Annotated in this window: 21 protein-coding genes and 4 pseudogenes; 17 read left to right on the forward strand and 8 right to left on the reverse strand. The window is 72.8% G+C overall.

Going from position 1 to position 23,736, the window contains the following annotated elements; genetic code table 11:
• Positions 1-191 precede the first annotated feature (191 nt).
• The 8 genes and pseudogenes from OG974_RS05180 (at position 192) to OG974_RS05215 (ending at position 5,029) form a co-directional block, all read left to right on the forward strand.
• Positions 192-389, forward strand: coding sequence for a winged helix-turn-helix domain-containing protein (locus OG974_RS05180; RefSeq protein WP_371646739.1), 198 nt, complete (start codon positions 192-194; stop codon positions 387-389).
• Positions 386-644, forward strand: a pseudogene (locus tag OG974_RS05185) (DDE endonuclease); the annotation flags it as partial. The gene OG974_RS05180 and the pseudogene OG974_RS05185, both read left to right, overlap by 4 nt.
• 221 nt (positions 645-865) lie before the next feature.
• Positions 866-1,954: an IS110 family transposase gene (locus OG974_RS05190; protein ID WP_328760969.1), complete on the forward strand. Its 1,089-nt coding sequence runs from the start codon at positions 866-868 to the stop codon at positions 1,952-1,954.
• 17 nt (positions 1,955-1,971) lie between these two features.
• Positions 1,972-2,250 (forward strand): annotated as a pseudogene (locus tag OG974_RS05195) (transposase); the annotation flags it as partial.
• A 375-nt stretch (positions 2,251-2,625) separates the two neighbouring features.
• Entirely contained in the window at positions 2,626-3,045 is a 420-nt protein-coding gene (gene panD / locus OG974_RS05200; RefSeq protein ID WP_327279746.1) for an aspartate 1-decarboxylase, read from the forward strand.
• Between the two features lie 15 nt (positions 3,046-3,060).
• On the forward strand, positions 3,061-3,414 hold the full coding sequence (locus OG974_RS05205; protein ID WP_328764442.1) for a GNAT family N-acetyltransferase: 354 nt from the start codon (positions 3,061-3,063) through the stop codon (positions 3,412-3,414).
• On the forward strand, positions 3,408-4,037 hold the full coding sequence (locus OG974_RS05210; protein WP_327279748.1) for an aspartate/glutamate racemase family protein: 630 nt from the start codon (positions 3,408-3,410) through the stop codon (positions 4,035-4,037). The genes OG974_RS05205 and OG974_RS05210 overlap by 7 nt, the downstream gene beginning before the upstream one ends.
• A 14-nt stretch (positions 4,038-4,051) precedes the next feature.
• Positions 4,052-5,029, forward strand: coding sequence for an FG-GAP repeat domain-containing protein (locus OG974_RS05215; protein WP_371645584.1), 978 nt, complete (start codon positions 4,052-4,054; stop codon positions 5,027-5,029).
• A gap of 308 nt (positions 5,030-5,337) precedes the next feature.
• Here the strand turns inward: OG974_RS05215 and gndA are convergent, their stop codons facing one another.
• Positions 5,338-6,780: an NADP-dependent phosphogluconate dehydrogenase gene (gene gndA, locus OG974_RS05220; RefSeq protein ID WP_371645586.1), complete on the reverse strand. Its 1,443-nt coding sequence runs from the start codon at positions 6,778-6,780 to the stop codon at positions 5,338-5,340.
• A 185-nt stretch (positions 6,781-6,965) separates the two neighbouring features.
• Between gndA and OG974_RS05225 the strand changes: the two genes are divergently transcribed.
• Positions 6,966-8,231: a transglycosylase family protein gene (locus OG974_RS05225; RefSeq protein ID WP_371645588.1), complete on the forward strand. Its 1,266-nt coding sequence runs from the start codon at positions 6,966-6,968 to the stop codon at positions 8,229-8,231.
• 105 nt (positions 8,232-8,336) lie between these two features.
• On the opposite strand, the pseudogene OG974_RS05230 reads toward OG974_RS05225, so the two are convergent.
• Positions 8,337-9,125 (reverse strand): annotated as a pseudogene (locus OG974_RS05230) (DMT family transporter); the annotation flags it as partial.
• A gap of 192 nt (positions 9,126-9,317) precedes the next feature.
• Here OG974_RS05230 and OG974_RS05235 point away from each other — a divergent pair.
• Positions 9,318-10,811 (forward strand): SDR family NAD(P)-dependent oxidoreductase, encoded by a 1,494-nt coding sequence (locus OG974_RS05235; RefSeq protein ID WP_329315298.1) that lies wholly within the window; start codon positions 9,318-9,320, stop codon positions 10,809-10,811.
• A 134-nt stretch (positions 10,812-10,945) separates the two neighbouring features.
• Here OG974_RS05235 and OG974_RS05240 read toward each other — a convergent pair whose 3' ends face one another.
• The gene (locus tag OG974_RS05240) at positions 10,946-11,473 is read right to left on the reverse strand and encodes an HD domain-containing protein (RefSeq protein WP_328765277.1); all 528 of its coding nucleotides are present in this window, start codon (positions 11,471-11,473) and stop codon (positions 10,946-10,948) included.
• A 343-nt stretch (positions 11,474-11,816) separates the two neighbouring features.
• Between OG974_RS05240 and OG974_RS05245 the strand changes: the two genes are divergently transcribed.
• Positions 11,817-11,993, forward strand: a complete 177-nt coding sequence (locus OG974_RS05245) for a hypothetical protein (RefSeq protein ID WP_327286035.1) — start codon at positions 11,817-11,819, stop codon at positions 11,991-11,993.
• 165 nt (positions 11,994-12,158) lie between these two features.
• Positions 12,159-13,142: an NAD-dependent epimerase/dehydratase family protein gene (locus OG974_RS05250; RefSeq protein WP_371645591.1), complete on the forward strand. Its 984-nt coding sequence runs from the start codon at positions 12,159-12,161 to the stop codon at positions 13,140-13,142.
• On the opposite strand, the gene OG974_RS05255 is transcribed toward OG974_RS05250, so the two are convergent.
• From OG974_RS05255 to OG974_RS05265, 3 genes and pseudogenes are all read right to left on the reverse strand, one after another.
• Entirely contained in the window at positions 13,128-14,567 is a 1,440-nt protein-coding gene (locus OG974_RS05255) for a lipase maturation factor family protein (protein ID WP_327279754.1), read from the reverse strand. The genes OG974_RS05250 and OG974_RS05255 overlap by 15 nt on opposite strands.
• A gap of 20 nt (positions 14,568-14,587) precedes the next feature.
• Positions 14,588-15,175, reverse strand: coding sequence for a DUF1990 domain-containing protein (locus OG974_RS05260; protein WP_328765279.1), 588 nt, complete (start codon positions 15,173-15,175; stop codon positions 14,588-14,590).
• A 36-nt stretch (positions 15,176-15,211) separates the two neighbouring features.
• Positions 15,212-16,045, reverse strand: a pseudogene (locus OG974_RS05265) (YndJ family protein); the annotation flags it as partial.
• Positions 16,046-16,227: 182 nt separating this feature from the next.
• Here OG974_RS05265 and OG974_RS05270 point away from each other — a divergent pair.
• The 5 genes from OG974_RS05270 (at position 16,228) to OG974_RS05290 (ending at position 22,339) form a co-directional block, all read left to right on the forward strand.
• Positions 16,228-17,601, forward strand: a complete 1,374-nt coding sequence (locus OG974_RS05270) for a DUF6777 domain-containing protein (RefSeq protein ID WP_371645593.1) — start codon at positions 16,228-16,230, stop codon at positions 17,599-17,601.
• Between the two features lie 7 nt (positions 17,602-17,608).
• Positions 17,609-19,672 carry a SpoIIE family protein phosphatase gene (locus OG974_RS05275; RefSeq protein WP_327279756.1) on the forward strand — a complete coding sequence of 688 codons (2,064 nt, stop codon included), beginning with the start codon at positions 17,609-17,611 and terminating at the stop codon, positions 19,670-19,672.
• Positions 19,673-19,743: 71 nt separating this feature from the next.
• On the forward strand, positions 19,744-20,994 hold the full coding sequence (locus tag OG974_RS05280; protein WP_371645595.1) for a hypothetical protein: 1,251 nt from the start codon (positions 19,744-19,746) through the stop codon (positions 20,992-20,994).
• 32 nt (positions 20,995-21,026) lie between these two features.
• Positions 21,027-21,887 (forward strand): DNA-formamidopyrimidine glycosylase family protein, encoded by an 861-nt coding sequence (locus OG974_RS05285; protein ID WP_327279758.1) that lies wholly within the window; start codon positions 21,027-21,029, stop codon positions 21,885-21,887.
• 26 nt (positions 21,888-21,913) lie between these two features.
• Positions 21,914-22,339, forward strand: coding sequence for a hypothetical protein (locus OG974_RS05290; RefSeq protein WP_327279759.1), 426 nt, complete (start codon positions 21,914-21,916; stop codon positions 22,337-22,339).
• 101 nt (positions 22,340-22,440) lie between these two features.
• Here OG974_RS05290 and OG974_RS05295 read toward each other — a convergent pair whose 3' ends face one another.
• Both OG974_RS05295 and OG974_RS05300 read right to left on the reverse strand, forming a co-directional pair.
• Positions 22,441-22,905: a hypothetical protein gene (locus OG974_RS05295; RefSeq protein WP_371646742.1), complete on the reverse strand. Its 465-nt coding sequence runs from the start codon at positions 22,903-22,905 to the stop codon at positions 22,441-22,443.
• A gap of 248 nt (positions 22,906-23,153) precedes the next feature.
• Positions 23,154-23,693 (reverse strand): sigma-70 family RNA polymerase sigma factor, encoded by a 540-nt coding sequence (locus OG974_RS05300; RefSeq protein ID WP_327279760.1) that lies wholly within the window; start codon positions 23,691-23,693, stop codon positions 23,154-23,156.
• Positions 23,694-23,736 lie beyond the last annotated feature (43 nt).

The following is a 23,736-nucleotide window of genomic DNA, read 5'->3' on the forward strand; positions in this document are numbered from 1 at the left end:
CCTGGCGGGCCTGGCGGGAAGGCGACAAGGACGCGCTGCGCTCATCGGGTCCAGCGAGTGTCCCGAAGCTGTCGGACGACCAGTTCGCCTTGTTGGAGCAGCAGTTGGGCAGAGGACCGGCCGCGCACGGGTTCGAGGATCAGCGCTGGACCCTGGCCCGCGTCCAGGCCGTGATCGGTCGCCGATTCCGGATGAGGCTGTCGGTTGCGACGGTGCGGCGGCTGCTGAAGCGGCACGGCTGGTCCTGGCAGGCCCCGGCCCGCCGGGCGCTGGAGCGGGACGAGGGCGCGGTCGAGCTGTGGAAGCGGGAGGTGTGGCCGCAGGTAAAAGCACCGCGGCGGCGCTCGGGGCCTGGATCGTCTTCAAGGACGAGGCCGGATTCGCGATGACGCCGCCGCGCTCCCGAACCTGGGGCCGGCGCGGACACACACCGGGTCCGCGTCCGGGGGCGCTCCCGCCGCCGCAGCTCGGTCGCCGCGCTGTGCTGCTACAAACCCGGCGGGAAGAGCAGGATGATCTACCGGCCCCGCTTCCACATGCCACTCAAGGGAGCCCGTAAGAGCTTCGCGTGGACCGACTACCGCGACCTCGCCGTCCGGGCGCACCCGCAGCTCGGCGGCCCGATCGTCCTGGTCTGGGACAACTGTGAGACTTGCGGTGTGCCGCTGGGAGTGGACGCCTGACCCGTGGGACAACTGGCCGCCGTGCCCTTTTCAGGATCTGTCGGCGTCTGGTTCCCGGCGGTGCTTGCTGCCGCCGGCCCGGTGAGCGTGTCCCGATAGGGGCTTTGCTGCACAAGGCACCATCACAGTTCTGACCGCCCACCGGACCGGCGTCGGCCACCAGCCCCAGTCCGAGGAGCCTTGTGACCGTCACCAGCTTGCCCCATCCCACAACCACTACGCAGCACGTTCCGGCGCTGGCTGAGGACGTGATCCTGGGAGTCGACACCCACAAGGACATCCACGTTGCCGCCGTGATCACCACCCTGGGAGCCTCGCTCGCGCACCAGGAGTTCCCGACCACGGCCGTCGGCTATCGGCAACTGATCTCCTGGGCCCGGTCGTTCGGTGTCCTTCGACGCGCTGGCGTTGAATGCACAGGGTCCTACGGAGTCGCACTGACCCGGGCCCTGCAGCGGGAGGGCATCGACGTCGTCGAGATCAATCAGCCCGACCGTGCCACCCGGCGCAAGCGCGGCAAGACGGACGCCATTGATGCGGACGCGGCCGCACGGGCCGTTCTTTCAGGACGTGCCACCACCACGCCGAAGACCGCAGACGGTCCCGCAGCCGACATGCGCGTGCTACGACTGGCCAAGGAATCGGCTGTCAAGGCGCGCACCCAGGCGATGAACCAGCTCAAAGCCGTCCTCCTGGTCCTCGACCCCGATCTGCGCGAACAGCTCACCAGCCTGAACAACCCGGCCCTGATCGCTACCTGTGCGGCACTCGACGATGATCACAGCGAAGCGGTCTTCACGATGCGCCTGCTTGCCCGCCGGGTCCAGAACCTCTCCCACGAGATCAAGGAGCTGACCAAGCGCACCACCAAGGCTGTGCGGGCCTGTCGGCCACAGCTGCTGGAGCTGGTGGGCGTCGGGCCCGACAGTGCTGCGGTCCTCCTCAGCGCCGCAGGTGACAACCCCGACAGACTCACGGATGAGGCATCGTTCGCGGCCTTGTGCGGTGTGAGCCCGGTCGAGCAGTCCTCCGGCAAAACCCAGCGCAGGCGGCTGAACCGCGGCGGTCACCGTCAGGCCAATGCCGCCCTCTACCGCATCGTCCAGTCCCGTATTCGCTGGGACGAACGCACCCGGACCTACCTGCAACGACGCACAGCCGAGGGCATGTCCAGGCGCGAGATCATCCGCTGTCTCAAACGCTACGTCGCCCGGGAGATCTACCGACACATCCGGCCTCCCGCGGTCACAATGGCGGCTCCCGCTGCTTGACAAACCATAGGGGCATCCTGAACACACACCTGGCCCTCGGCATGAGGCGGTACGCGGCCAAGCGCGACTGACTCACCGTCTTCCGACTTCCCTCGTATGCACCGGACCTCAACCCCGTCGAAGGCATCTGGTCGCTCCTGCGACGCGAACCGATGGCCAACACCGCCTTCACCGACCCAGACCACCTCACCCGCACCCTCCGCCGAGGCCTGCGACACATCCAACTCCGACCCGCACTCATCGACGGATGCCTCACCGGCACCCGACTACCCATCACCCCACCGACCCCACCCTGAAAACCTCAGTAGGTCGACTCGCGCCGCCTGCATGGCACACCGGTGACAGGCGTGCTGACTCAGGTCACTAGTGCTGCGCTGCTCGCGCTCCAGGTATGGAACTGAAAGCCCGGTATGTGCCCCGTCTGCGGCGCCTGTGCACTCCGCGACCAGCAGGCCCAGAGGCGCTGATCCCACGCTGCCGTCGAAGCAGAGGGCTCCCGGAACACGACACTCCAGCAGCGTGATGGTGCATCAGGGAAGTCAGCAATCGGTCAGCATGAGTCCTGGAAGACCTGGGGAAAGCTGACCGAACTTGCGAACGGCTGTAGGCTGCCGGGACCGCCCTTGACCTGCGCGAAGCAGGCAGGGAGCTGACATATCGGGAGTATTCGCATGCTTCGTACCATGTTCAAGTCCAAGATCCACCGGGCCACGGTGACCCAGGCCGATCTGCACTACGTCGGATCCGTGACCGTCGACGCCGATCTGCTCGATGCGGCGGACCTGCTGCCCGGGGAGCTCGTTCACATCGTGGACATCACCAACGGGGCGCGGCTGGAGACGTACGTCATCGAGGGCGAGCGCGGTTCCGGGGTCATCGGGATCAACGGCGCCGCCGCACACCTCGTGCACCCGGGGGACCTCGTCATCCTCATCAGCTACGCACAGGTCGAGGACGCCGAGGCGCGGGCGCTGAAGCCGCGGGTCGTACACGTCGACGCGGACAACCGCATCGTGGAACTGGGCGCGGACCCATCCGCCCCGGTGCCGGGAACGGACCAGGAGCGCAGCCCCCACGCAGTGGCTGTCTGAGGGGAGTCGGGGACCATGTCGCAGACCGGGGCCATCGAGTTCAAGGACGACCGGAAGGCCGGACGGCTGCTCGCCGTCGAGGGCGGTGAGGTGGTCGGGCTCATCGCGTACTTCGTGACCGAGCGGGCGCCCCACGCCCTCGTGGCGGTGCACACCATCGTCGAGCCGGGGCACCAGGGGCGCGGGATCGCCGGGGACCTGGTGAAGGCCTTCTACGGGATCGCCGCGGGTGAAGGGGTGCCCGTGGTGCCGCTGTGCCCGTACGCGGCGAGCTGGGCCGCCCGCCACCCCGAGCAGGCGCCCGAGGCGCCGGCCGAGGTCGTGGCGGCGGCGAAGGCGCAGCTCGACGCCAGCCCCGACCTGTGGTGACGGGCCTGACCCTGCTGCACACGTCGCCGGTCCACGTGCCGGTCTTCGACGCCCTGCGGGACCGGGACCACCCCGACGCCGTACTGCGCCACCTCGTGGTGCCGGAGCTGCTGGACCGGGCCCGTGCGCAGGGCCCGGACTCGGTGGCTCCGGCCGTCCGGGCCCTGCTGGACGGCTCCGCCGGGCCGGTCCTGGTCACCTGCTCGACCATCGGCGCCGTCGCGGAGGCCCTGGCCCCGGAGCTCGGCGTCCCGGTCCTGCGCGTCGACCGCCCGATGGCCTCCGAGGCGGTCCGTACGGGTGCGCGCGTCGCGGTCCTGGCCACCGTGGAGTCGACGCTGGACCCGACGGTCGCCCTCCTGCGGGAGGAGGCCGAGCGGGCCGGCCGCCCGGTCTCGGTCACCACCCACGTGGTCGCGGACGCCTGGTCCCGCTTCGAGGCCGGGGACACCGCCGGCTACCTCCGCCTCACGGCGCGGGCGGCCGACACCGTCACGGACGCGGACGTCATCGTCCTGGCCCAGGCTTCGATGGCGGACGCGTCGTCCCTGACCACGACGGCCACTCCGGTCCTCGCCAGCCCCGCCCCGGGCCTCACGGCCGCTCTCCGTGCCGTCGTTTGATCCACGCGCCGTTCTTGTTGCCCCCGCCCTCGCAGGGCCCGCACTTCGTCTACGCCCACAGCGTCGACGGGGCCGGCAACCGCTCCGACACCGCGACCTACCTGTTCTACGCGAACGAGCGCCCCGCCGGCGGCCCCGACCGCGCCGGCGGCCCCGACCGCGCCGGCGACCTCGACGGCGACGGCCTGCGCGACGTGTGGAGCCTCGGCTCCGACGGGCGACTGCGGTTCTCCGCCGGCCGCGGAGACGGCACCTTCGCACCGGCCGTCGACGGCGGAGTCACCTTCCCCGCCGGCACGAAGGTCGTCGCGAGCGGCGACTGGTCCGGCCACGGCCACACCGACCTCGTGGTGGTGGAGCACAACGCCGTCGAGCGGAAGAACAAGCTCTGGGTGTACCCGAACCCCGGCACCGGTGCCGTCCGCGACGAGCGCATCGAACTGACCGTCACCTGCCCGGTCGCCGACCCCGACCTCGGATGCGAGAGCGCCGACGACCACTGGCGCGACGCCGAGGACGTCGTCGACGCGGGGGACCTCAACGCGGACGGCGCCCCCGACCTGCTGGTGAAGCAGGGTGAGCGACTCTGGGCGTACTACGGCAACGGCATCGGCCTCCTCGACGCCTCCGGTCCGCCCGTCCTCGTCGGCGGCGCCGACCGGGACGGGCATACGGTGGTCGTCCCGGGCGACACCAACGGTGACGGCCTCGCCGACCCGTGGCTGCGGCAGGACGCCCCGGGCGACGTGTTCCGCGTGGCCGGCGTCAAGGGCGCCGACGGCAAGGTCGACCCCGCCGGCTGGGGCGTGGCCGCCAACCGGGCGAAGATCGCCTCGGGCATCGCCCGGGCGGCCTACCCGGTCCTCGGATCGAGCGGTGACCTCACCGGCGATGGCCTGACGGACCTGTGGGCCGTCGCGGACGACGGGAACGCCGTGGCCTTCCGCGGTACCGCCGCGGGCCTCGACGGGACACCCGTCTCCGGCGGCTGATCCCGACACGCGCACGCGACGGCGCCCCCGGTGGCCCAGACCACCGGGGGCGCCGTTTTCGATGGGCGTACGACGCCGATTGCAGGGAAGGTGGGGCTCATGGTGCGAAACGTAGAGATGACGCAGCCGCCCGCCCCCGAGCCGGATCCCGTGCCGTCCCCGCCCGGGCCGGGTCCGTTCCCGGACCCCGAGCCCATTCCGCGGCCCGTACCGCCGGTGCCCACTCCGGTGCCTGAGCCCGATCCGGTGCCACCGCCGCCCGGGCCCGCGCCGATCCCGCAGCCCGGACCGCTCAGCAGGGACGCGGGCTAGTCCGTACGGACCTCGGAGCGGTCGCCGCTCCAGAGGGTGTGGAACGAGCCCTCGCGGTCGGTGCGACGGTAGGTGTGCGCCCCGAAGAAGTCCCGCTGGCCCTGGGTGAGGGCCGCCGGGAGCCGCTCCGAGCGCAGTGCGTCGTAGTACGCCAGTGACGCCGCGAACGCCGGGGCCGGGATCCCGTGGCGCACCGCCGCCACCAGAGCGGCCCGCCAGTCCTCCTGCGCCGCACCGATCTCCTGCGCGAAGCCGTCGTCCGCCAGCAGGCTCGGCAGGTCCGGCCGCGCGTCGTACGCCGCACGGATCCGGTCCAAGAACGCCGCCCGGATGATGCAGCCGCCCCGCCACAGCGAGGCCACCGCGCCCGGGTCCACGTCCCAGCCGTACTCCTGGCTGCCCGCCAGGATCTGGTGGAAGCCCTGGGTGTACGAGACGATCTTCGAGGCGTACAGCGCCTGCTCCACCTGGGCCGCGAAGGCGTCCGCCGCCTCCGCCGAGAGGGGCTCGGCAGCCGGACCCGCGAGCCCCCGGGCGGCCGTACGCAGCTCCGCGTGGCCCGATACCGAACGGGCGAACACCGCCTCCGCGATCCCCGACACCGGCACGCCCAGGTCCAGCGCGATCTGTACCGTCCAGCGGCCGGTGCCCTTCTGCTCGGCGGCGTCGGCCACGACGTCGACGAACGGGCGCCCGGTCCCGGCATCCGTGTGGGCCAGCACCTCCGCCGTGATCTCGATCAGGTACGAGTCCAGCCGGCCCCGGTTCCACTCCCGGAAGGTGTCCGCGATCTTCGCGGGGGAGTAGCCGGCGACCTCGCGCAGCAGGTGGTAGGCCTCGGCGATGAGCTGCATGTCGGCGTACTCGATGCCGTTGTGCACCATCTTGACGAAGTGTCCGGCGCCGTCGGGGCCGACGTGCGAGACGCACGGCGTACCGTCGGCCGCCTTCGCCGAGATCTTCTCCAGCATCGGGCCGAGGGAGGCGTACGACTCGGCCGAGCCGCCCGGCATGATGCTCGGGCCGAGCAGCGCACCCTCCTCGCCGCCCGAGATCCCCGCACCCACGAAGTGGATGCCCTGCTCGCGCAGTTCCTTCTCGCGCCGCCGGGTGTCCTCGAAGTGCGCGTTGCCGCCGTCGATGATGACGTCGCCGGGCTCCAGCAGCGGGGCGAACTCGCGGATCACGGCGTCGGTAGGCTCTCCGGCCTTGACCATGACGATCAGGCGACGTGGCCGCTCCAGCGCGTCCACGAACTCCTTCGCGGACTCGGCGGCGACGAAGGTGCCTTCGTGCCCGAACTCCTTCACCAGGGCGGTGGTCTTCGCGGCCGTCCGGTTGTGGACGGCGACGGTGAAGCCGTTGCGGGCGAAGTTCCTGGCGAGGTTGCTCCCCATCACCGCGAGCCCGGTGACGCCGATCTGGGCCGTGCTGCTCATGCATGCGCTCCTGAGTGCCTCGATGTGCGGGTGAATGCGACGCTACATGGGCAGATATACCTGCGGATCCAACGCCATGCGAAAGCTTGTCAACTTCCGTGAAAGTGCGACCTGTTGCGCCCCTTGTCATGCTCTGATCGCCCCGTTAAGTTGTGCGGTTCCTGATGTCTTCAATGGGGGCTCCCATGGGTGTACGGGGTCGGCATCGCCGGTACCAGCCGAGCAGCATCAACCGCGCCTCGCTCGCCGTCACCGCCGGTGGCGCCGGGCTCGCACTCCCTTTGATCGGCGCCGGAACCGCCCAGGCCGCCTCGGTGGACACCTGGAGCAAGGTCGCCGACTGCGAGTCCACCAACAACTGGCACATCAACACCGGCAACGGCTACTACGGCGGACTCCAGTTCAGCCTGAGCACCTGGCGCGCCTTCGGGGGCACCGCGTACGCGGCCCGCGCCGACCTGGCCACCAAGGACCAGCAGATCGCGGTCGCCGAGAAGGTCCTCAAGGGGCAGGGCCCACAGGCCTGGCCGGTGTGCGGGAAGCAGGCCGGACTCTCCCGCAGCGGCCCCGCGCCCGCCGTCTCACCGCAGGGGCAGGGGCAGGGGCAGGGAGTGAAGGCCCAGGTCCAGGTCCAGGAGGCGAAGCCGGCCGCCCCGCAGACCGCCGCGCCCCGCCCGACCGGGACCTCGGTCCTGCCGAACCCGTACGTCGTCGCGCCCGGCGACTCCCTCTCGGCCATCGCCACCGGCCAGCACGTCGAGGGCGGCTGGCAGGCGTTGTACGAGACGAACCGGGCCACGGTGGGCGGCGACCCGAACCTGATCTTCCCCGGTCAGCGACTGACGCTGCGCGTCACCGCCGCGCCGGCGCCGCCGGCCGCACCGCCCGCGCAGAACCCCGAGAAGCCGCCGCGGACCGCCGAGCCCGTCAAGCCCGTGGAACCGAACGCGCAGAAGCCCGCCGAGAAGCCCGCCGAGAAGCCCGCCGAGAAGCCGGCCGAAAAGCCCGCTCCCGTACCCGCCTCAGCGCAGCAGAAGCCCGCCTCGGGCGGCTTCGTCGCCCCCGTGGACGCCGGCATCGGCACCGCCTACCACGTCGCGGGATCCTCCTGGGCGAGCGGCTACCACACGGGCGTCGACTTCCCCGTGGCCACCGGGACCTCCGTCAAGGCCGTCGGCCCCGGCCAGATCGTCTCCGCGGGCTGGGCGGGGGCGTACGGCTACCAGGTCGTCATCCTGCACGCCGACGGCCGCTACTCCCAGTACGCGCACCTGTCGGCGCTCGGCGTCAAGGCCGGGCAGCAGGTGTCCGGAGGTCAGCGGATCGGGCGTTCCGGTTCCACCGGCAACACCAACGGACCGCACCTCCACTTCGAGATCCGCACGTCCCCCGGCTACGGCTCCGACATCGACCCGCTGAAGTACCTCCGCGGCCGCGGCGTCGGCATCTGACCCCCGTACGTGCGGCGGCACGCCCGTGAGCAGGATCAGGCCGGCCGCCGCCAGTACGGCGCTGGCCAGTGCCGCCGCCGTGCCCGCCGACCCGTACCGGAAGCCCTCGTCGAACAGCGAGATGCCGACGGCCGCCGCGACCACCGGGTTGACCACGGTCACCGTGGCCAGCGGTGCGGTCAGCCCCGCACCCCGGTAGGCCGCCTGCGAGAGCAGTAGTCCGACGGACGCCAGGACGGCGATCGCCACCAGGTCGGGCCACAGTGCGCCGGGCGCGCCCGGCGCCGGACTTCCGGTGTACTCGGCCACCGATTTGGTGAACACGGAGGCCATGCCGAAGGCCGTGCCGGCCGCGGCCGCCAGCAGCACGCTGCGCAACACCGGCCGGTGCATCCGGTGCGCCGCCACGAACAACCCGGTCACCCCGGCGGCGGTGACGATCAGCAGCAGGCTCCGTTTCCCGTCGGCCAGCGGCTGGTCCCCGGCCCCGTCCGTCAGGGCCAGCAGTCCGGCCAGTCCCACCGTGGCCAGCAGCGCGCCGCGCCATGCGGCAGCGCCCGCCCGGCGGTGCACGAAGAGGGCCGCCATCGGCAGCGCGAAGACGATGGTCAGCGCGCCCAGCGGCTGCACCAGGCTCAGCGGGCCGTACGCGAGGGCCACCACGTGCAGCAGGGCGCCCAGGCCGTTGAGCCCGACCGCACACCACCAACCGGCGCGGCGCAGCGGCGCGTACGGGCGGTCGGGCGTGCTCACCGCGACCCGTTCCTGGACGATCGCGCCGCCCGCGTACGCCACGGCGGACACCAGGCAGAGCAGGACCGACAGCGCTAGGGCACTCATGAATTCCACAATGCCCGACCTGAGCTGCCCATTCCTCCTCCTGGAGGTGGTCATCGGTCATACCCCAGGCATACTCCGGAAGGATTACAGGCCCGCACGAGGCTGCCCATGGTGACCACAGCGTCGCGGTGCGTGAGGCGTGCCCGCACGGGTTTGGTCCCGGGCGCGTCGGATCCGTACAGTGGCGGTTTTGAGGACTTCCGCAGCAGGCGGACGCGGACGAGTGATCAAGGAACGGCAGCGGCCATGACGGTGACCGAAGACAACCACCTGAGCGGGGACGACCACGCCTACGGGCCGGGCATCGACCCCGAGCGGCTGGCGCTCTGCCTCAGCGTGCTCGACGAGCTGGACAAGATCGACGTCGACCACCCCGACGCCATCACCGTACGCCGCGCCACCGCGGGCCTCTACCGCACGGTCAAGCAGCGCCGCCGCCAGGAGCGCCGCGCCGCCAAGACCGCCAACGACAAGGCCGTCACCGAGGCGACCGCGACCGGCTCCGCCGAGCGCATCGACGACGAGACCGAGGGCATCCTGCCCTCCTCGGTCACGGAGGCCGGCCGGATCGCCGGGATACTCCAGCGCCCGCGCTCCTGCTACGTCTGCAAGGCGCGGTACGTCGAGGTCGACTACTTCTACCACCAGCTCTGCCCGGACTGCGCCGTCGAGAACCGCGCCAGGCGCGAGGCCCGCGCCGACCTCTCCGGCAAGCGCGCGCTCCTCACCGGCGGCCGGGCCAAGATCGGCATGTACATCGCGCTGCGGCTGCTGCGCGACGGCGCCCACACCACGATCACCACCCGCTTCCCCAAGGATGCCATCCGCCGCTTCAAGGCGATGGAGGACTCGGCGGACTGGATGCACCGCCTGGAGGTCGTCGGCATCGACCTGCGCGACCCGGCCCAGTCCGTGGCGCTCGCCGACCAGGTCGCCGCGGCCGGTCCGCTGGACATCCTGATCAACAACGCGACGCAGACCGTGCGCCGCCTGCCCTCGGCCTACGCGGCGCTGGTCGAGGGGGAGAGCGCCCCGCTCCCCGCCGGCGAGCTCCCCGCCCACCACGTCATCGGCGCCTTCAACTCCGGAGCGGTCGACGGCCTGGCGGCCCTGCCCGTCGGCGTGAGCGGCCTCGAAGCGCAGAAGGTCGCCGACCTCGCCCTGGTCGCGGGCAACGCCAGCATCGCCCGGCACCTCGACGGCACCGCCATCGACGCCGGCGGCCTGCTGCCCGACGTCGTCGAGAGCAACACCTGGGTGCAGACCATCGACCAGATCTCCCCGGTGGAGCTGCTCGAAACCCAGCTGTGCAACTACACGTCGCCGTTCATCCTGATCAGCGCGCTGCGGCCGGCCATGGCCGAGGCCGCGCGGAGGGCGACCAGCGGGCGCGCGCACATCGTCAACGTCTCTGCGATGGAAGGCGTTTTCAGCCGCGGCTACAAGGGCGCGGGGCACCCGAACACCAATGCCGCCAAGGCCGCGATGAACATGGTCACGCGGACGAGCGGCCAGGAGATGTTCCAGAGCGACCGGATCCTCATGACCTCGGTCGACACCGGCTGGATCACCGACGAGCGCCCCCACTTCGACAAGCTGCGCCTGGCCGAGGAGGGCTTCCACGCCCCGCTCGACCTGGTCGACGGCGCGGCCCGGGTCTACGACCCGATCGTGCGCGGCGAGTCCGGCGAGGACCTCTACGGCGTCTTCCTCAAGGACTACGCGCCCGCCAACTGGTAGACCCGCGGTCCCGGCCGGGCGTCCCGGCTCCGTGCCGAACCCGCCTCCCGGCTCCGTGCGTGCCGGCTCCGTTACTGCCCCGTGACCCGGCTCCGTGCCCCGGTCCCCGCGAAGGGGGCCGGGGCACGGCCGTTTCACGGCGTGCGCTCGTACGCCCCCGCCGCCACCAGCTCCAGGACCGGACGCCAGTCCTCCATCACCCCCGCGTCGAGCCCGACGACCTTGCCCGCGTCATCCGCTTGGCGCAACGTCACGGCCGCTTCCGCGTCGGGGTCGGCCGCGAACGCCCGGATCTCCGCCCCGTCCATCAGCCCGCCCTGCGCGCGCAGGGTCAGCGCGCTCTGCGGGGACAGCGCCCGTCCCGGCTCCACGGCCGCCAGGTAGCGCTTGGCCGGCACGTGCAGCCGCACCAGCCGGGCCACCCGCTCCCCGAGCAGCGGACGGACCGCCCGTGCGGCGTGGTCGGCGTGGCCGGCGTCGTCGCCGGGGAACAGCAGGTGGCCCAGGTCGTGCACGAGTCCGGCGACTTGCAGCTCCTTGTCGAACGGATGCGAGCGGCGCAGGAGTGCAGCAGTCTGGAGCCCATGATCGTGCAGATCGACCGGGTCCCCGCTGTGGTCGGGCGTGTCCCACGCCCCGCGGCACGCGAGCAGCAGCTCCATCAGCTCCTCGACGCTGTCGACCCTCGCCGCCCCCGGCACTCCGGAACTCGTCACCGCCGCTCCCTCCGCTGCCCGTACTCCAGTCGTGCTACCGCCGTCGAGCAGACCACCCGTCACGGGCACACCGGCGTACGACTTCCTGAACACGCGGGGAAATCAAGCCGTCGAGTGGATTTTGCCAATCCATCGAGCGGGGGTGCGCTCATATGTGTACTCTGAGTGTCACAAGACGGCCGTATCCAGGCCACGCTCCACCATGGCGCCACCGCGTCCGGAAACCCTTTACCCCTTGTGCCCGGCGCGCGGCTCGCCCTCCGGGTTACGCGACACAAAGGAGTGCGCGGTGACAGACACGACGACGAAGTCCGACGAGACGCTGGCGGAGTACCCGGCACGGCGGAACCGCCCCCATGCCGACGAACTCGGCAGCCTCGAAGTCTGGGCCCGGTCCGCTCCGATCCGGCTCGCGGGCTATGAGGACGACCTGGCGGAGTCCCACATCCTGCCCGGCATCGACTAGCCACGACCTCACACAGCGCCCCCGAGCCCACCGGCGACGGGGGCGCGGTGCTGCGCCGACCGTGCAGGGCGCGTCGAAGGTTCCCGTCCGCCGTACGCCGTGAGCGTCATCGCTGAGGGCGATCAAGACTTCCGGCCGCCCCCGGACCCCGGCACGCTGGTCCGCATGAAGCTACTGATGCTGGGCGGTACCGAGTTCGTCGGACGCGCGATCACCGAGGACGCGCTGTCCCGGGGCTGGGACGTCACCGTCTTCCACCGGGGGCACCACGCCCCGCCGCCGGGCACCTCCGCCGTGCACGGCGACCGCACCGCTCCCGGCGGCCTGGACGCCCTCGCTGCGGGGGAGTGGGACCTGGTCGTCGACACCTGGGGCGGCGCCCCGACCGCGGTGCGCGACAGCGCCCGACTGCTGGCCGGCCGCGCTGGGCACTACGCGTACATCTCCAGCCGCTCGGTCTACAAGTACCCCGCCCCGGCCGGCATCGACGAGGACGGCCCGCTGGTCGACGGCTCGGCCGACGCCGACGCCACGGCCTACGCCGAGGACAAGCGGGGCGGTGAGATCGCCGTCGTCGACGCCTTCGGCGACCGGGCCCTGCTGGTGCGCGCCGGCCTGATCATCGGCCCGTACGAGAACGTCGGCCGGCTGCCCTGGTGGTTGAACCGGACCGCCCGCGGCGGCCCCACCCTGGCCCCCGGCCGGCCGGAACTCCCGCTCCAGTACATCGACGTACGCGATCTCGCCGCCTGGACCCTCGACGCGGCCGGGGCCGGGCTCGGCGGCCCGTACAACGTGGTCTCCCCGGTCGGGCACGCCACGATGGGCGCCCTCCTCGAAGCCTGCGCGGCCGTCACCGGCGGCGGCGGCGAGCTCCGCTGGACCGACCCGGCCCGCATCGAGGAGGCCGGCGTCCAGCCCTGGACCGAGCTGCCGATCTGGCTCCCCGAAGGGGAGCTGCACGACTACATGTTCGGCGGCGACGTCACCCGGGCCCGGGCGGCGGGCCTCGCGTGCCGCCCCGTCGAGGAGACCGTGGCCGACACCTGGGCCTGGCTCCGTTCCCTCGGCTCCGTCGCCCCGCAGCGCTCCGACCGGCCGGCCCCCGGCGTCTCCGCGGAGCGCGAGGCGGCGCTACTCGGGCTCTGACCAGGCGGCCTCGGCGAGCCGGGTCGGCGGCAGGTACTCGCGCAGCAGCGTGCGGTGCCACCACGCGCCCGTCTCGCGCAGCTCCCGCCAGGTGGTGAACCGGTAGCGGTACAGCCTGGCGCGCACGTACGTCGGCGGGGCGTCCGGGAAGGGGTTGTGGCGGATCAGCCGCAGCGTGTCCCGGTCGCCCGCCAGCAGTCGCTCCACGAACGGCCCGAACCACTCCCGCGCATAGCCGGGGGAGAGCGCCGCGAACCACATCAGCCAGTCGAGGCGCAGATGATACGGGGCGAACTGGCGCGGGATCTTGCGCGGATCACCCGGTTTGCCCTTGAACCCGTACTCCTGCCAAGCCCCGTCCTCCCTCGGCACCCGGTCCGCGGTCCCCTCGACCACCACCTCGTCGCGGATCCGGCCCACGCTGCCGAAGGCCCCGTACGTGTTGACCAGGTGGAGGGGGTCGAAGGACCGGTTCATCACCTGGCGCCGCGAGACCATGTTGCGCACCGGATGCCGGCTCAGCACCAGCACCAGCACGGTCACCGCGCACACGAGGACGGCGAACCAGACGGGCGCCGGGGCCGACGCGGCGGCCGGCGGCGGCCCCGCCAACCCGGTGAAGTCGACCGCCGAGAGGGCCGGTGTGATCGTCAGCCAGTTCAGCCAGGCGAAGTTGCCCGACAGCACCAGCCACAGCTGTGTCGCCACGATGATCCCGGCCGCGTACGAGGCCACCGGCTGCGGCGTGAACAGCAGCACCGGGACCACCAGTTGGGTCACGTGGTTGGCCGCGCACTCCACCCGGTGCAGGGGCTTCGGCAGGTGGTGGAAGAACCAGCTCAGCGGCCCCGGCATCGGCTGCGTCTCGTGGTGGTAGTAGAGGCAGGTCAGCTTGCGCCAGCAGGAGTCCCCGCGCATCTTGATCAACCCCGCGCCGAACTCCACCCGGAAGACCACCCAGCGCAGCAGCCACAGCACCAGCACCGGCGGCCCGACCCGCGCGTTGCCGAGGAAGACCGCGAGGAAGCCCACCTCCAGCAGCAGCGACTCCCAGCCGAAGGAGTACCAGGTCTGCCCCACGTTCACGATGGACAGGTACAGCAGCCACAGCAGTGCCCACATCCCCATGGCCGCGCCCAGCGGAACGAGGTCTCCCGCCCCGGCCGCCAGGGCTGCGGAGACCGCCGCCCCGGCCCAGGCGCAGCAGGCGAAGAGTCGGTCCGAGTAGTGCAGTTGGAACAGGCTCGGGGCGCCTTTGAACGGCACGTACCGCACGTAGCGCGGCACGGGCAGCATGCCGTGCGCCCCGATCAGGGCCCGGAACTGAAGGGCGGCCGCGACGAAGGCGAAGAGGTAGACGCCGGCGAGGGCCCGCTGGAAGACCAGCCGGCCCAGCCAGTAACCGGGCGCCGTGAACCAGTCCATCCCCTCCAGTATCGGGCGGATCAGGCCGCGGCGGCCAGCTTGCGCAGGGTGCGGCCGAGCCGGCGGGCGTAGCACCGCTGGAGGAAGGGAACCACCGGGCCCGCGAGGCGCGTGTACCAGGCGCTGGGGCGGCTGAAGGCGGTCACCTCGAACCACACCGTGCCGTCGGGGTCCCGGTGCACCATGAAGGACTCTTCCCCGCACTCCGGGTGGCCGGTCAGGGTCCCGTACGCGAAGCCGATGCGCGCGGGCTCGTACGCCGTCCAGACCACCTGGCACGGCGCGCTGATCCGCACCGGCCCGCAGCCGATCCCGACCACCACCCGGCTCCCGGGCCGGACCGAGCCGTGGCCGGCCCGGATCAGCATGCCGGAGGCCCGGTGGGCGCCGAAGGTGGTGACGGCGGTCCCGGCGGTCTCGAAGACGGCCTGGCCGTGACCTATCCGGGTGCGGTGGTGCAGGTGGTTGTATCCGGCGGGCAGCGGGCGGTGCTGCGTCGCTCCCCGGTCGGCGTAGCTGAAGGAGCTGCTGCTGCCGGTGCTGCCGCTGCCGCTCGCGCGAGTGCTGCCGCTGCCGCGAGTGCTGGTGGTGCTGATGAGTCGGGTCATGGGGGTGGTCTCCTCCGGTCGGGCGGCGTCCCCGGTCAGCCGGCGCCAGGCCAGCAGCGAGCACAGGGCGAAGCCGAGCGCGTTGCCGAGACCATGGGTCGCGGCCATCCAGGTCAACGTGGGGTGTACGAGGTCGGTGGCCTCGCCGAGCGCCCACCACAGGGCGAGCAGCATGGTGGCCACCAGGACCGCGGCCGAGGTCGCCAGCAGCGCCCCGGTGGCGCGGTCCCGTGCGGCGGGGCGGATCTCCCGCCAGGTCAGCAGTGCCACCGCCCACATCCCGCCGGTCAGGACCACCGCTCCCGCCAGCTCCGCCCAGTCGTCCACGAAGTAGCCGAGGAGGACGAGCAGGGTCCCGCCGGGGACGCTGTAGGCGGCCCAGCGCGACAGCGCCCCGTGCGCGGGTGTGGCCGCCCGGCTCACCAGCCCTGCGACCAGGGCGGCGGTGAACCCGGCGAAGTGGAAGTGCGGCACGGTCAGCGCCAGGACGTCCAGATCGAAGTCGAACAGCCGGTACCCGGCGCGTTCGGCGACGAGGGCGGTCCCGGCGACCGACGGAGAGATCAGTGCGGTGAGCACGGCGATCTCCGCCGGTGCGGGCGCGCGGATCGCGCCGGCCGGTGTCCGCAGGGCCCGCAGCAGCCGGGCCGGGGCCCGGGCGGCGAGGGCCACCGTGGCCGCGGCGTAGCAGGCCGCGAGCGCCGTGGCCGCGGCGCCGCGCGGCAGCCAGAGGCACAGGGCCCCGGGGGCGGCGAGCAGGGGCCAGACCCGGGCGGTCGTACGCAGCCCGGCCGGGTCGATCAGACGCAGGCCGGCGGGGATGACGTAGAGCATGCCCAAGGTGACGATCAGATGCACCAGTACCGTCACGGCGGACTCCCCTCCCGGCGCGGCCAAACGCCTTGAACGCGTTCAACTCGCAATGGCGACCTTACGAGGTTCCTTGAACATGTTCAAGACGCGCCCGCACCTCCGCCCCGGCGCTCCGGTTGCGGCCCTCCCGCGGATACGGCAGACAGGAGGGAACAACCGGGGCGAAAAGGGAGATAAACGTGCACGTACCGACACACCGTCAGGCTCCGCGCCGTCATACACCGCTCCGCGCCGCCGTCTTCACGCTCCTCGGGCTGCTCGCCGCGGCCTGCGGCAGCCCCGAAGAACCCACGAGCGCGGCCGGCCCCGAGAGCCAGGAGGTCCTGCTCCAGCCCGTCGCCTCGGCCGGCCCCGACCCCTTCACCGCCACCTCGGCCACCGCTGAGTCGGCCCCCGCGCAGCCCCCGCTGCCCAACCCCACGGGCCAGGGCGTCCGGACCGTCAAGGCGGACACCCCCGGCCTCTACGGCGGCACCAGGCGGCTGGGCAGCTGCGACGTGGAACAGCAGCTGCGTGCCCTCACCGAGGACGACGCCAAGGCCAAGGCCTTCGCCCAGGCCGTCTCCGTCGAGCCGGCGAAGCTCCCCGAGTTCCTGCGCGGCCTCACCCCGGTCGTCCTGCGCGCCGACACCCGCGTCACCAACCACGCCTTCCGCGACGGCCGGGCGGACGCCTTCCAGTCCGTCCTGCAGGCCGGCACCGCCGTCCTCGTCGACGACCACGGCATGCCCCGGGTCCGGTGCGCCTGCGGGAACCCGCTCCAGGCGCCGCGCGCGCCCAAGGGGTCGGCGCTCAAGGGCGACCAGTGGAACGGCTACCAGCCGCACCAGGTCATCGTCGTCGAACCGGCCCAGCACGCGATCAAGAGCCTGGTCATCGTCAACATCGCCGACAACACCTGGCTCGAACGCAAGACCGGCGACGACGGCGCCCAGGACCGCACCCCGCAGCCGGTCCCCGCGTACGACCCGGCCGAAGGCATCCCCGTCGGCCCCGTGACCCCGCCCGGAGCCGCCTCGGCGGAACCGTGCGCCCCGCCCGAGACCAACGACGGCGCGGGCGCCGGGGCGAACGGCCTGGCCCGGACCGCGCCGCCGGCCCCGCCCAAACCGCCCAGCGGACCCGCCGGGGTCCCGGCCCCCCAGGCCACGGACTGCGTGCCGGCGCAGAGCGAGCAGCAGGCCCAACCCGCCCAGCCCGCCCAGCCCGGCCAGCCCACGCCGGCGGCCCCGCAGCGGCAGCGGCCCGCGCAGCCGCCCGCACCTCCGCGCTCCGACGCGCCCCGGAACCAGCCGGGCGACGTACCCCCGGGAGCCCCCTCCGACCCCCTGGACCCCTTGGCCGACCCGCTCGCCGACCTTCCGCCGGACCTGCCCCCGCAGGGCCCGGCCGACCCGGGGCACCAGCCGGAACCCGACGGCTCGATGCCGCTGCCGCGCGACGCGGGCGACCCGTTCGCCCCGTACGACCAGGGCTCCCCGTACGACCCGTTCGGCGCCCCGGACCGGCGCCGGTCCCACTCGGACCCCGTCTCCTCGCTGGGGAGCGCCTGACCGGCCGGTGTGTCATGGTGGACCGGTGCCGACCACCGTATCGCTGCCGGACGATTGGCCCGCACACCCGGACCGGTCGCTCTCGCTGAACCGCATGGGCAGTTTCGACTGGGACCTGGAGACCGGTCTCATGCACCTGGACGCGGCTGCCCTCGACGTGTTCGACACGACGCCCGACGCGTACGACGGACGGCCCGAGTCCCTCTCCCCACGGGTCCCGCCCGCCGAGCAGACCCGGCTCGACGCCCTCGTCTCCAGCGCCCTCAAGAGCGGCGAAGACAGCTACGGCGCCTATTTCCGGATCCGCTGCAAGGACGGGCGGCTGCGCTGGACGCACACCCAGGGCCGCGTCATGCGCGGCCCCGACGGCCGCCCGTTCCGGATCATCGGCATCGTCCGCGACGCCACCGAGGAGCTCAGCCACTCGGCGGAACGCCTCGGCCTCGACGAGGAGCGGCGCCGCCAGACCTCGGTGGTCGAGAGCACCACCGCCGCCCTCGCGCACGCCCGGACCGTACGGGACGTCATCGACGTCATCGGCGACGCCCACGGTCTGGAGCGGCTCGGCTCCATGGGCATGGTGATGGGCCTCGTCGAGGCCGGGCGCATCCACCTCGTGGCCGAGGGCCCCCAGGACAGTTTCGTCCCCGGCACCCGGTACACCCGGATCGACGAGCAGTACCCGATGAGCGAGGTCGTCCGCTCGCTGCAACCGCGCTTCCTCGACTCCGCGGAGGAATTCGCCGAGGGCTATCCCGAGCTCTGGTCGAAGATCTCGTCCATGCGGATCTCGGCGGCCGCCTACCTGCCGCTGATCGCCCAAGCCCGCCCGATCGGCGCGATCGGACTGCTCTACCAGGACAAGGACGGCTTCACCCAGGACGAGCGGAACCTGCTGGTCGCCCTGGGCAGCAGCATCGCGCAGAGCCTCCAGCGCGCGATGCTGCTGGAACAGGAGCACGACCTGGCGGAAGGCCTCCAGCAGGCGATGCTGCCGCGCCGGATCCCCTCGGTGCCCGGTGCGGAGATCGCCGTACGGTACCGCTCCGCCCGGATGGGCCGGGACATCGGCGGCGACTGGTACGACGTCATCCCGCTGCCCGGCGGCCGGGTCGGCGCGGTCATCGGTGACGTCCAGGGCCACGACACCCACGCGGCGGCGGTCATGGGCCAGCTGCGCATCGTGCTGCGCGCGTACGCCGCCGAAGGCCACGCACCGGGCACGGTCATGGCCCGGGCCTCCGTCTTCCTGCACGAGCTGGACACCGACCGTTTCGCGACCTGCACCTACGTGGAGGCCGACCTCTCCACCGGCGTGCTCCAAGTGGTCCGCGCCGGGCACATCGACCCCCTGCTGCGCACCCGCGACGGGGACTGCCGGCGGCTGCCGGTGGAGGGCGGCATGCCGCTGAGCCTGTCGGCGGAGTTCGGCCGCCTGGCGTACCCGGTGACCACCGTCGAACTGGACCCGGGCGAAACGCTCCTGCTGTGTACCGACGGCCTCGTGGAACACCCCGGCGCGGACCTCGACGACGGGATCCAGCTGCTCACCGCCCTGGTCCGGAGCGGACCTGCGGACCTCGCACGGCTGGCGGACCGGCTCTGCGAGGTGATCGACGAGCGGGGCGGCGACGACGACATGGCCCTCCTCCTGCTGCGCCGCGAGGCCGAGGAAGCCCCGCAGAGCGGCGGCCGCCTCCAGCAGCACGTGGCCCCCGGCGACCCGGAAGCCCTGGTCGCCGCCCGCCACATGATCGGCGCGGCGGTGCGCGCGTGGGGCGCCCGGGACCGGGCCGACGAGATCGAACTCGTCGCCGACGAGCTCATCGTGAACGCCCTCATGCACACGGACGGCCCGGCGATCGTCACCCTCCGGGTCCTGACGGGGCCCGACCGCCGCCTCCGCGTCGAGGTCGAGGACCGCTCCAGCGCACTGCCGCGCCGCCGCGAGGCGGGCGTCTCGGGCGTCTCGGGCCGCGGCCTGATGTTGGTGGACCGCCTGTCGGACGTCTGGGGCGTGGAACCCCGGGGCAGCGGCAAATGCGTCTGGTGCGAGTTCGTGATGTCCTGACCCGCACCGCGCGGTCCGGCCGGCACCAAATCCGTTGCGGCCGCCGGCAGCCGTGGCGGATGATCAACGCGATGACCCAGATGACTGACGACGTCCGCCGGCTGATCAAGGCCGGAGATCTTCCCGGAGCCGTGCGCAGCCTGCGGCCCCACGCCGAGACCGCCCCCTTGGCCGACCTCGCGAAAGCGACGCGGCACCTGGCCGAAGCAGCCGGGTTCGACGACCTCGCCCGGGCCGCGAAGGCCGCCGCCCGCAAGCCCCACGACCCCCAGGCGCTCTACGACCTCGGCTACGGCTGCGTCGAGCACGGGATCGCGTTCCTCGCCGTGGCACCGCTGCGCCGGGCGTTCGCCCTGGTGCCCGACTCCCGGAGGCTGTTGCAGGAACTGACGTCCGCCCTGGAGGACGAGCACCGGCACGGCGAGGCCGCCGCCCTGCTCGCGGGGCGGGGTGCCGCCCTGGCTCCCTGGCCCGAGCGGTACCTGCTGGTCCACAACGCCCTCTTCGCGGGCGACCTCGACACCGCCCGCCGGACGGCCGCCGCCCTGCCGGACCCCGAGGACACCCGGTGGCTCGGCGCCCGGGACCGGCAGCGGCGGATCCTCGCCCGGACCGCGCTCGCCGAGGCCGCCGGCGCACTCGGCGGCCAGGACCTGCGCGGCTGGCACTTCGCCCTCACGGGAGGCCTGCTGGCCACCCTCTCCCCGTACGGCTTCGACGCGGGCATGACCGGCCGCTACGCCTACCTCGGCGACCAGCCCGCCCTGTGCCGCCACACCCTGCACCGGCTCGGCCTCGTCCTGGACGCCGCCGGCCGCCGCCCCGGCACCGTCTCCCTGCTGCCCGGCCGGCCCTGCCAGGCCATCGGGCTGGCGGCGGCCGAGCTGCTCGGGCTGCCCGCCGTACCGTACGATCCGGCACGCACGGACACCCTCGTGGTGGCGTACGACCTGAACGCCCACGACACCGAGCTCCTGTCCGGCCTGCACGGGCGCACCGACGGCCAGGTCCTGTACGAGCACGCCACCTGCTGGACCGACCCGCCGGCCGTGACCGCCGACGTCAGCGGCCTGCTGGCCCAGCACACCGTCGCCCCGTGGGCGGAGCAGGGACCGCGGCCCGCCGACCCCCGGCCCGCCGAGGAGCTCGCCCGCGACATCGTCACCGCCGACCCGACCCCGGACGAGGGCGACGGGCAGACCCCCGCCGACCCGGACCGGGCGCTGCGGACCTTCACCGAGGCCGTGGCCACCGGATGGCTCCGGGGCCCGCGCGACCGCGTCCGCTCACCCGGCCCGGTGCGCAGCTCCCGGTTCGGGTAGCCGGGGCGGGGGCGGCGGGGGAGGCTGGGTGCATGCCCGAGCTGCCCGAGGTCGAGGCCCTGAGGGAGTTCCTCGACGAGCACCTCGCCGGGCGGGTGGTGGAACGCGTCCTCCCGCTCGCCGTCAGCGTGCTCAAGACGTACGAACCGCCGCTCACCGCCCTCGAAGGGCAGCGGGCCGGTGCCACCACCCGCCACGGCAAGTTCCTCGCCGTGCGGATCGGCGAGCTCCACCTCGTCACCCACCTGGCCCGGGCCGGCTGGCTGCGCTGGCAGGACACCCTGCCCGACAAGCCGCCGCGCCCCGGCAAGGGGCCGCTCGCCCTGCGCGTCCGCCTGGAGGGCGGCGGCGGCTTCGACCTCACCGAGGCCGGCACCCAAAAGCGCCTCGCCGCATACGTCGTCCGCGACCCCCGGGAGGTGCCCGGCATCGCCCGCCTCGGTCCTGATCCGCTCGCCGACGCGTTCGACCGGGACGCGTTCGCCGCGCTCCTCACCGCAGAGCGGCGGCAGATCAAGGGCGTGCTGCGCGACCAGAGCGTCATCGCGGGGATCGGGAACGCCTACAGCGACGAGATCCTGCACGCGGCGAAGGTCTCGCCCTTCAAACTGGCCACCTCCTTCGACGAGGAGCAGGTCACCCACCTGTACGAGGCCGTCCGGCGGACCCTGCGCGAGGCCGTCGAGCGGGCGCACGGCGTCGCCGCCGGGAACCTCAAGGCCGAGAAGAAGAGCGGGCTGCGGGTGCACGGCCGGGACGGGGAGCCCTGCCCGGTGTGCGGGGACACCGTCCGGTCGGTGTCGTTCGCCGACTCCTCGCTCCAGTACTGCCCGACCTGCCAGACCGGCGGCAAGCCCCTCGCGGACCGGAGGTTGTCCCGCCTCCTCAAATGACGTCGCCCTGCGTAGACTCCGGCCCCATGGCCGAGCAGCAGCCGCCGTCGCGGCACCAGCAGCCGCCGTCGCCGTCCCGGCGCGAGGTCGTCACGGGTGTGCCGCGCGGCGCCCGCCGCCGACCGCCGGCGCACACCCCGGCCCGTTCGGAGATCTCCGAACAGACCACCTTGGGCGCCACCTACGTACGGGCGCTGATGCGCAGCCAGCTCCGGGCCGGGCTCGGGGCGCTGGGCGTCCTGACGCTGCTCGTCGGGACGCTGCCGGTGCTGTTCGCGCTGCCGCGCTCCGCATCTGGGCCGCCGGTCTGGGTGGCCCTCGGGCTGGTGGTGTATCCGGCGATGTGGCTGATCGCCCGCTGGTACGTCACCCGGGCCGAGCGCAACGAGGCAGATTTCACCGGCCTGGTGATGGATCCGGCCGAGGCGCCGGGCCCGCACCGGGACCGCTGACCCCGGCGCCCGCGGCAGAACACCGGAGCAGCGCCGAAGCAGCGTCGAAGCAGCGCCCGAGCGCCGTAACGGCCCTGGAAGTCCTGCATGATGATGGTTCGTCAGAACAGGTGCATCGCCAAGTGGCCCAACGGCAGGCCCAGCTGCCACGCGGGGGTCCACACCCGCGCGTTCTCGTCCAGGCCCGCCGGGGTGTCGGTGTGGCCGTGCCGGCCCGGGTCGAGGTTGGTGGCGAACAGTTCCGTGCGGTCCAGCCAGCGCCAGGCGGCCCGGGCCAGTTCGAGGTCGGGGTCCTCGCCGCGGCCGCGCTCCCTGGCCTCCTCGCCCAGCGCGAGGAACCGGGTGTCCACCCAGTCGCGCCAGGGATGCCCGTACGCTGTCAGCGACAGCCATTCATCGAGCTGCGAGACCACGCGGATCCCGGAGAGCTCGCCGGCTGCGTCGGAGAGGTAGATCGTCAGCGCGAGCGTGTCCCGCCCGGCGCGGAACTCCAGGGTACTGACCGGGATCAGCCGGCCCGTGCGCAGCAGTTCGTCGGCGATGTACTCCGCATAGAGCCATGCCATGGGCACCGCGAGCCCGCCGTCACTGGTGCCGTTCGTACCCTCGGGCTGCACCGTTCCACCTTCTCCCGCGCGTCGAGCTTCCGGTCGTCAGCCATGAGCCTTCACCGAGTGACTCGCGGAACGGGGGATGTTTACCCAACTTGAACGCTCTGAGGCCGATTTCGATGCGTTTTGTGTCCGATCCGCATGTATTCGTTTCGTTCGCCACGCGGCCTCCCTCGACCGGGCGCCGGGATGGGGCGCCGGAATCAGGCGCCGAGCCCGTAGCCGTACCCCTGGAGGTCCTTCCTCAGGGCGCGTAGCGCGTAGTACGTACGGGATTTGACCGTTCCCGCCGGGATCCCGAGCTCCGCCGCCGCCTCGGCCACCGAGCGGTCCTGGAAGTAGACCTGCATCAGGACCTCGCGGTGCTCCGGCCCGAGGGAGCCGACGGCCCGCCGGACATCGATCGCCGTGACCGAGCCGGCCACCGTGTCCTCGGGTGCGGGCGCCTGCTCCAGCCCCTCCGGGTCCACCTCCTGCGGTCGGGACAGCCGTGCGCGCCGGGCGTCGATCGCGAGGCGCCGCGCCACGGTGAACAGCCAGGGCCGCATGGACTCGTGATCGCTCTCCAGTACCTCCGGGTGCTGCCACGCCCGGACCAGGGTCTCCTGCACGAGGTCCTCGGCGCGCTGGGAGTCCCCGGCCGTGAGGCCGACCAGGAAACCGAACAGGGCCCGCCCGTGGTCGCGTTGGAGTTCGGCCAGTGCCTCGGGGTCCGTGCGCGGGAGGGTGGGGGAGAGGGGCACGAGTGGCTCCTTCCTGGGTCCGTTCGGCTCCGACGGACCCACC

This window comes from Streptomyces sp. NBC_00597 (assembly GCF_041431095.1).
GTDB lineage: Bacteria > Actinomycetota > Actinomycetes > Streptomycetales > Streptomycetaceae > Streptomyces.

Coding starts and splice junctions, on each gene's coding strand:
- OG974_RS05180 (WP_371646739.1), top strand. CDS start 192: ATGAGGCTGTCGGTTGCGACGGTGCGGCGGCTGCTGAAGCGGCACGGC.
- panD (WP_327279746.1), top strand. CDS start 2,626: ATGCTTCGTACCATGTTCAAGTCCAAGATCCACCGGGCCACGGTGACC.
- OG974_RS05205 (WP_328764442.1), top strand. CDS start 3,061: ATGTCGCAGACCGGGGCCATCGAGTTCAAGGACGACCGGAAGGCCGGA.
- gndA (WP_371645586.1), bottom strand. CDS start 6,780: ATGAGCAGCACGGCCCAGATCGGCGTCACCGGGCTCGCGGTGATGGGG.
- OG974_RS05225 (WP_371645588.1), top strand. CDS start 6,966: ATGGGTGTACGGGGTCGGCATCGCCGGTACCAGCCGAGCAGCATCAAC.
- OG974_RS05235 (WP_329315298.1), top strand. CDS start 9,318: ATGACGGTGACCGAAGACAACCACCTGAGCGGGGACGACCACGCCTAC.
- OG974_RS05240 (WP_328765277.1), bottom strand. CDS start 11,473: ATGGAGCTGCTGCTCGCGTGCCGCGGGGCGTGGGACACGCCCGACCAC.
- OG974_RS05250 (WP_371645591.1), top strand. CDS start 12,159: ATGAAGCTACTGATGCTGGGCGGTACCGAGTTCGTCGGACGCGCGATC.
- OG974_RS05255 (WP_327279754.1), bottom strand. CDS start 14,567: ATGGACTGGTTCACGGCGCCCGGTTACTGGCTGGGCCGGCTGGTCTTC.
- OG974_RS05260 (WP_328765279.1), bottom strand. CDS start 15,175: ATGACCCGACTCATCAGCACCACCAGCACTCGCGGCAGCGGCAGCACT.
- OG974_RS05280 (WP_371645595.1), top strand. CDS start 19,744: ATGACCCAGATGACTGACGACGTCCGCCGGCTGATCAAGGCCGGAGAT.
- OG974_RS05285 (WP_327279758.1), top strand. CDS start 21,027: ATGCCCGAGCTGCCCGAGGTCGAGGCCCTGAGGGAGTTCCTCGACGAG.
- OG974_RS05290 (WP_327279759.1), top strand. CDS start 21,914: ATGGCCGAGCAGCAGCCGCCGTCGCGGCACCAGCAGCCGCCGTCGCCG.
- OG974_RS05295 (WP_371646742.1), bottom strand. CDS start 22,905: ATGGCATGGCTCTATGCGGAGTACATCGCCGACGAACTGCTGCGCACG.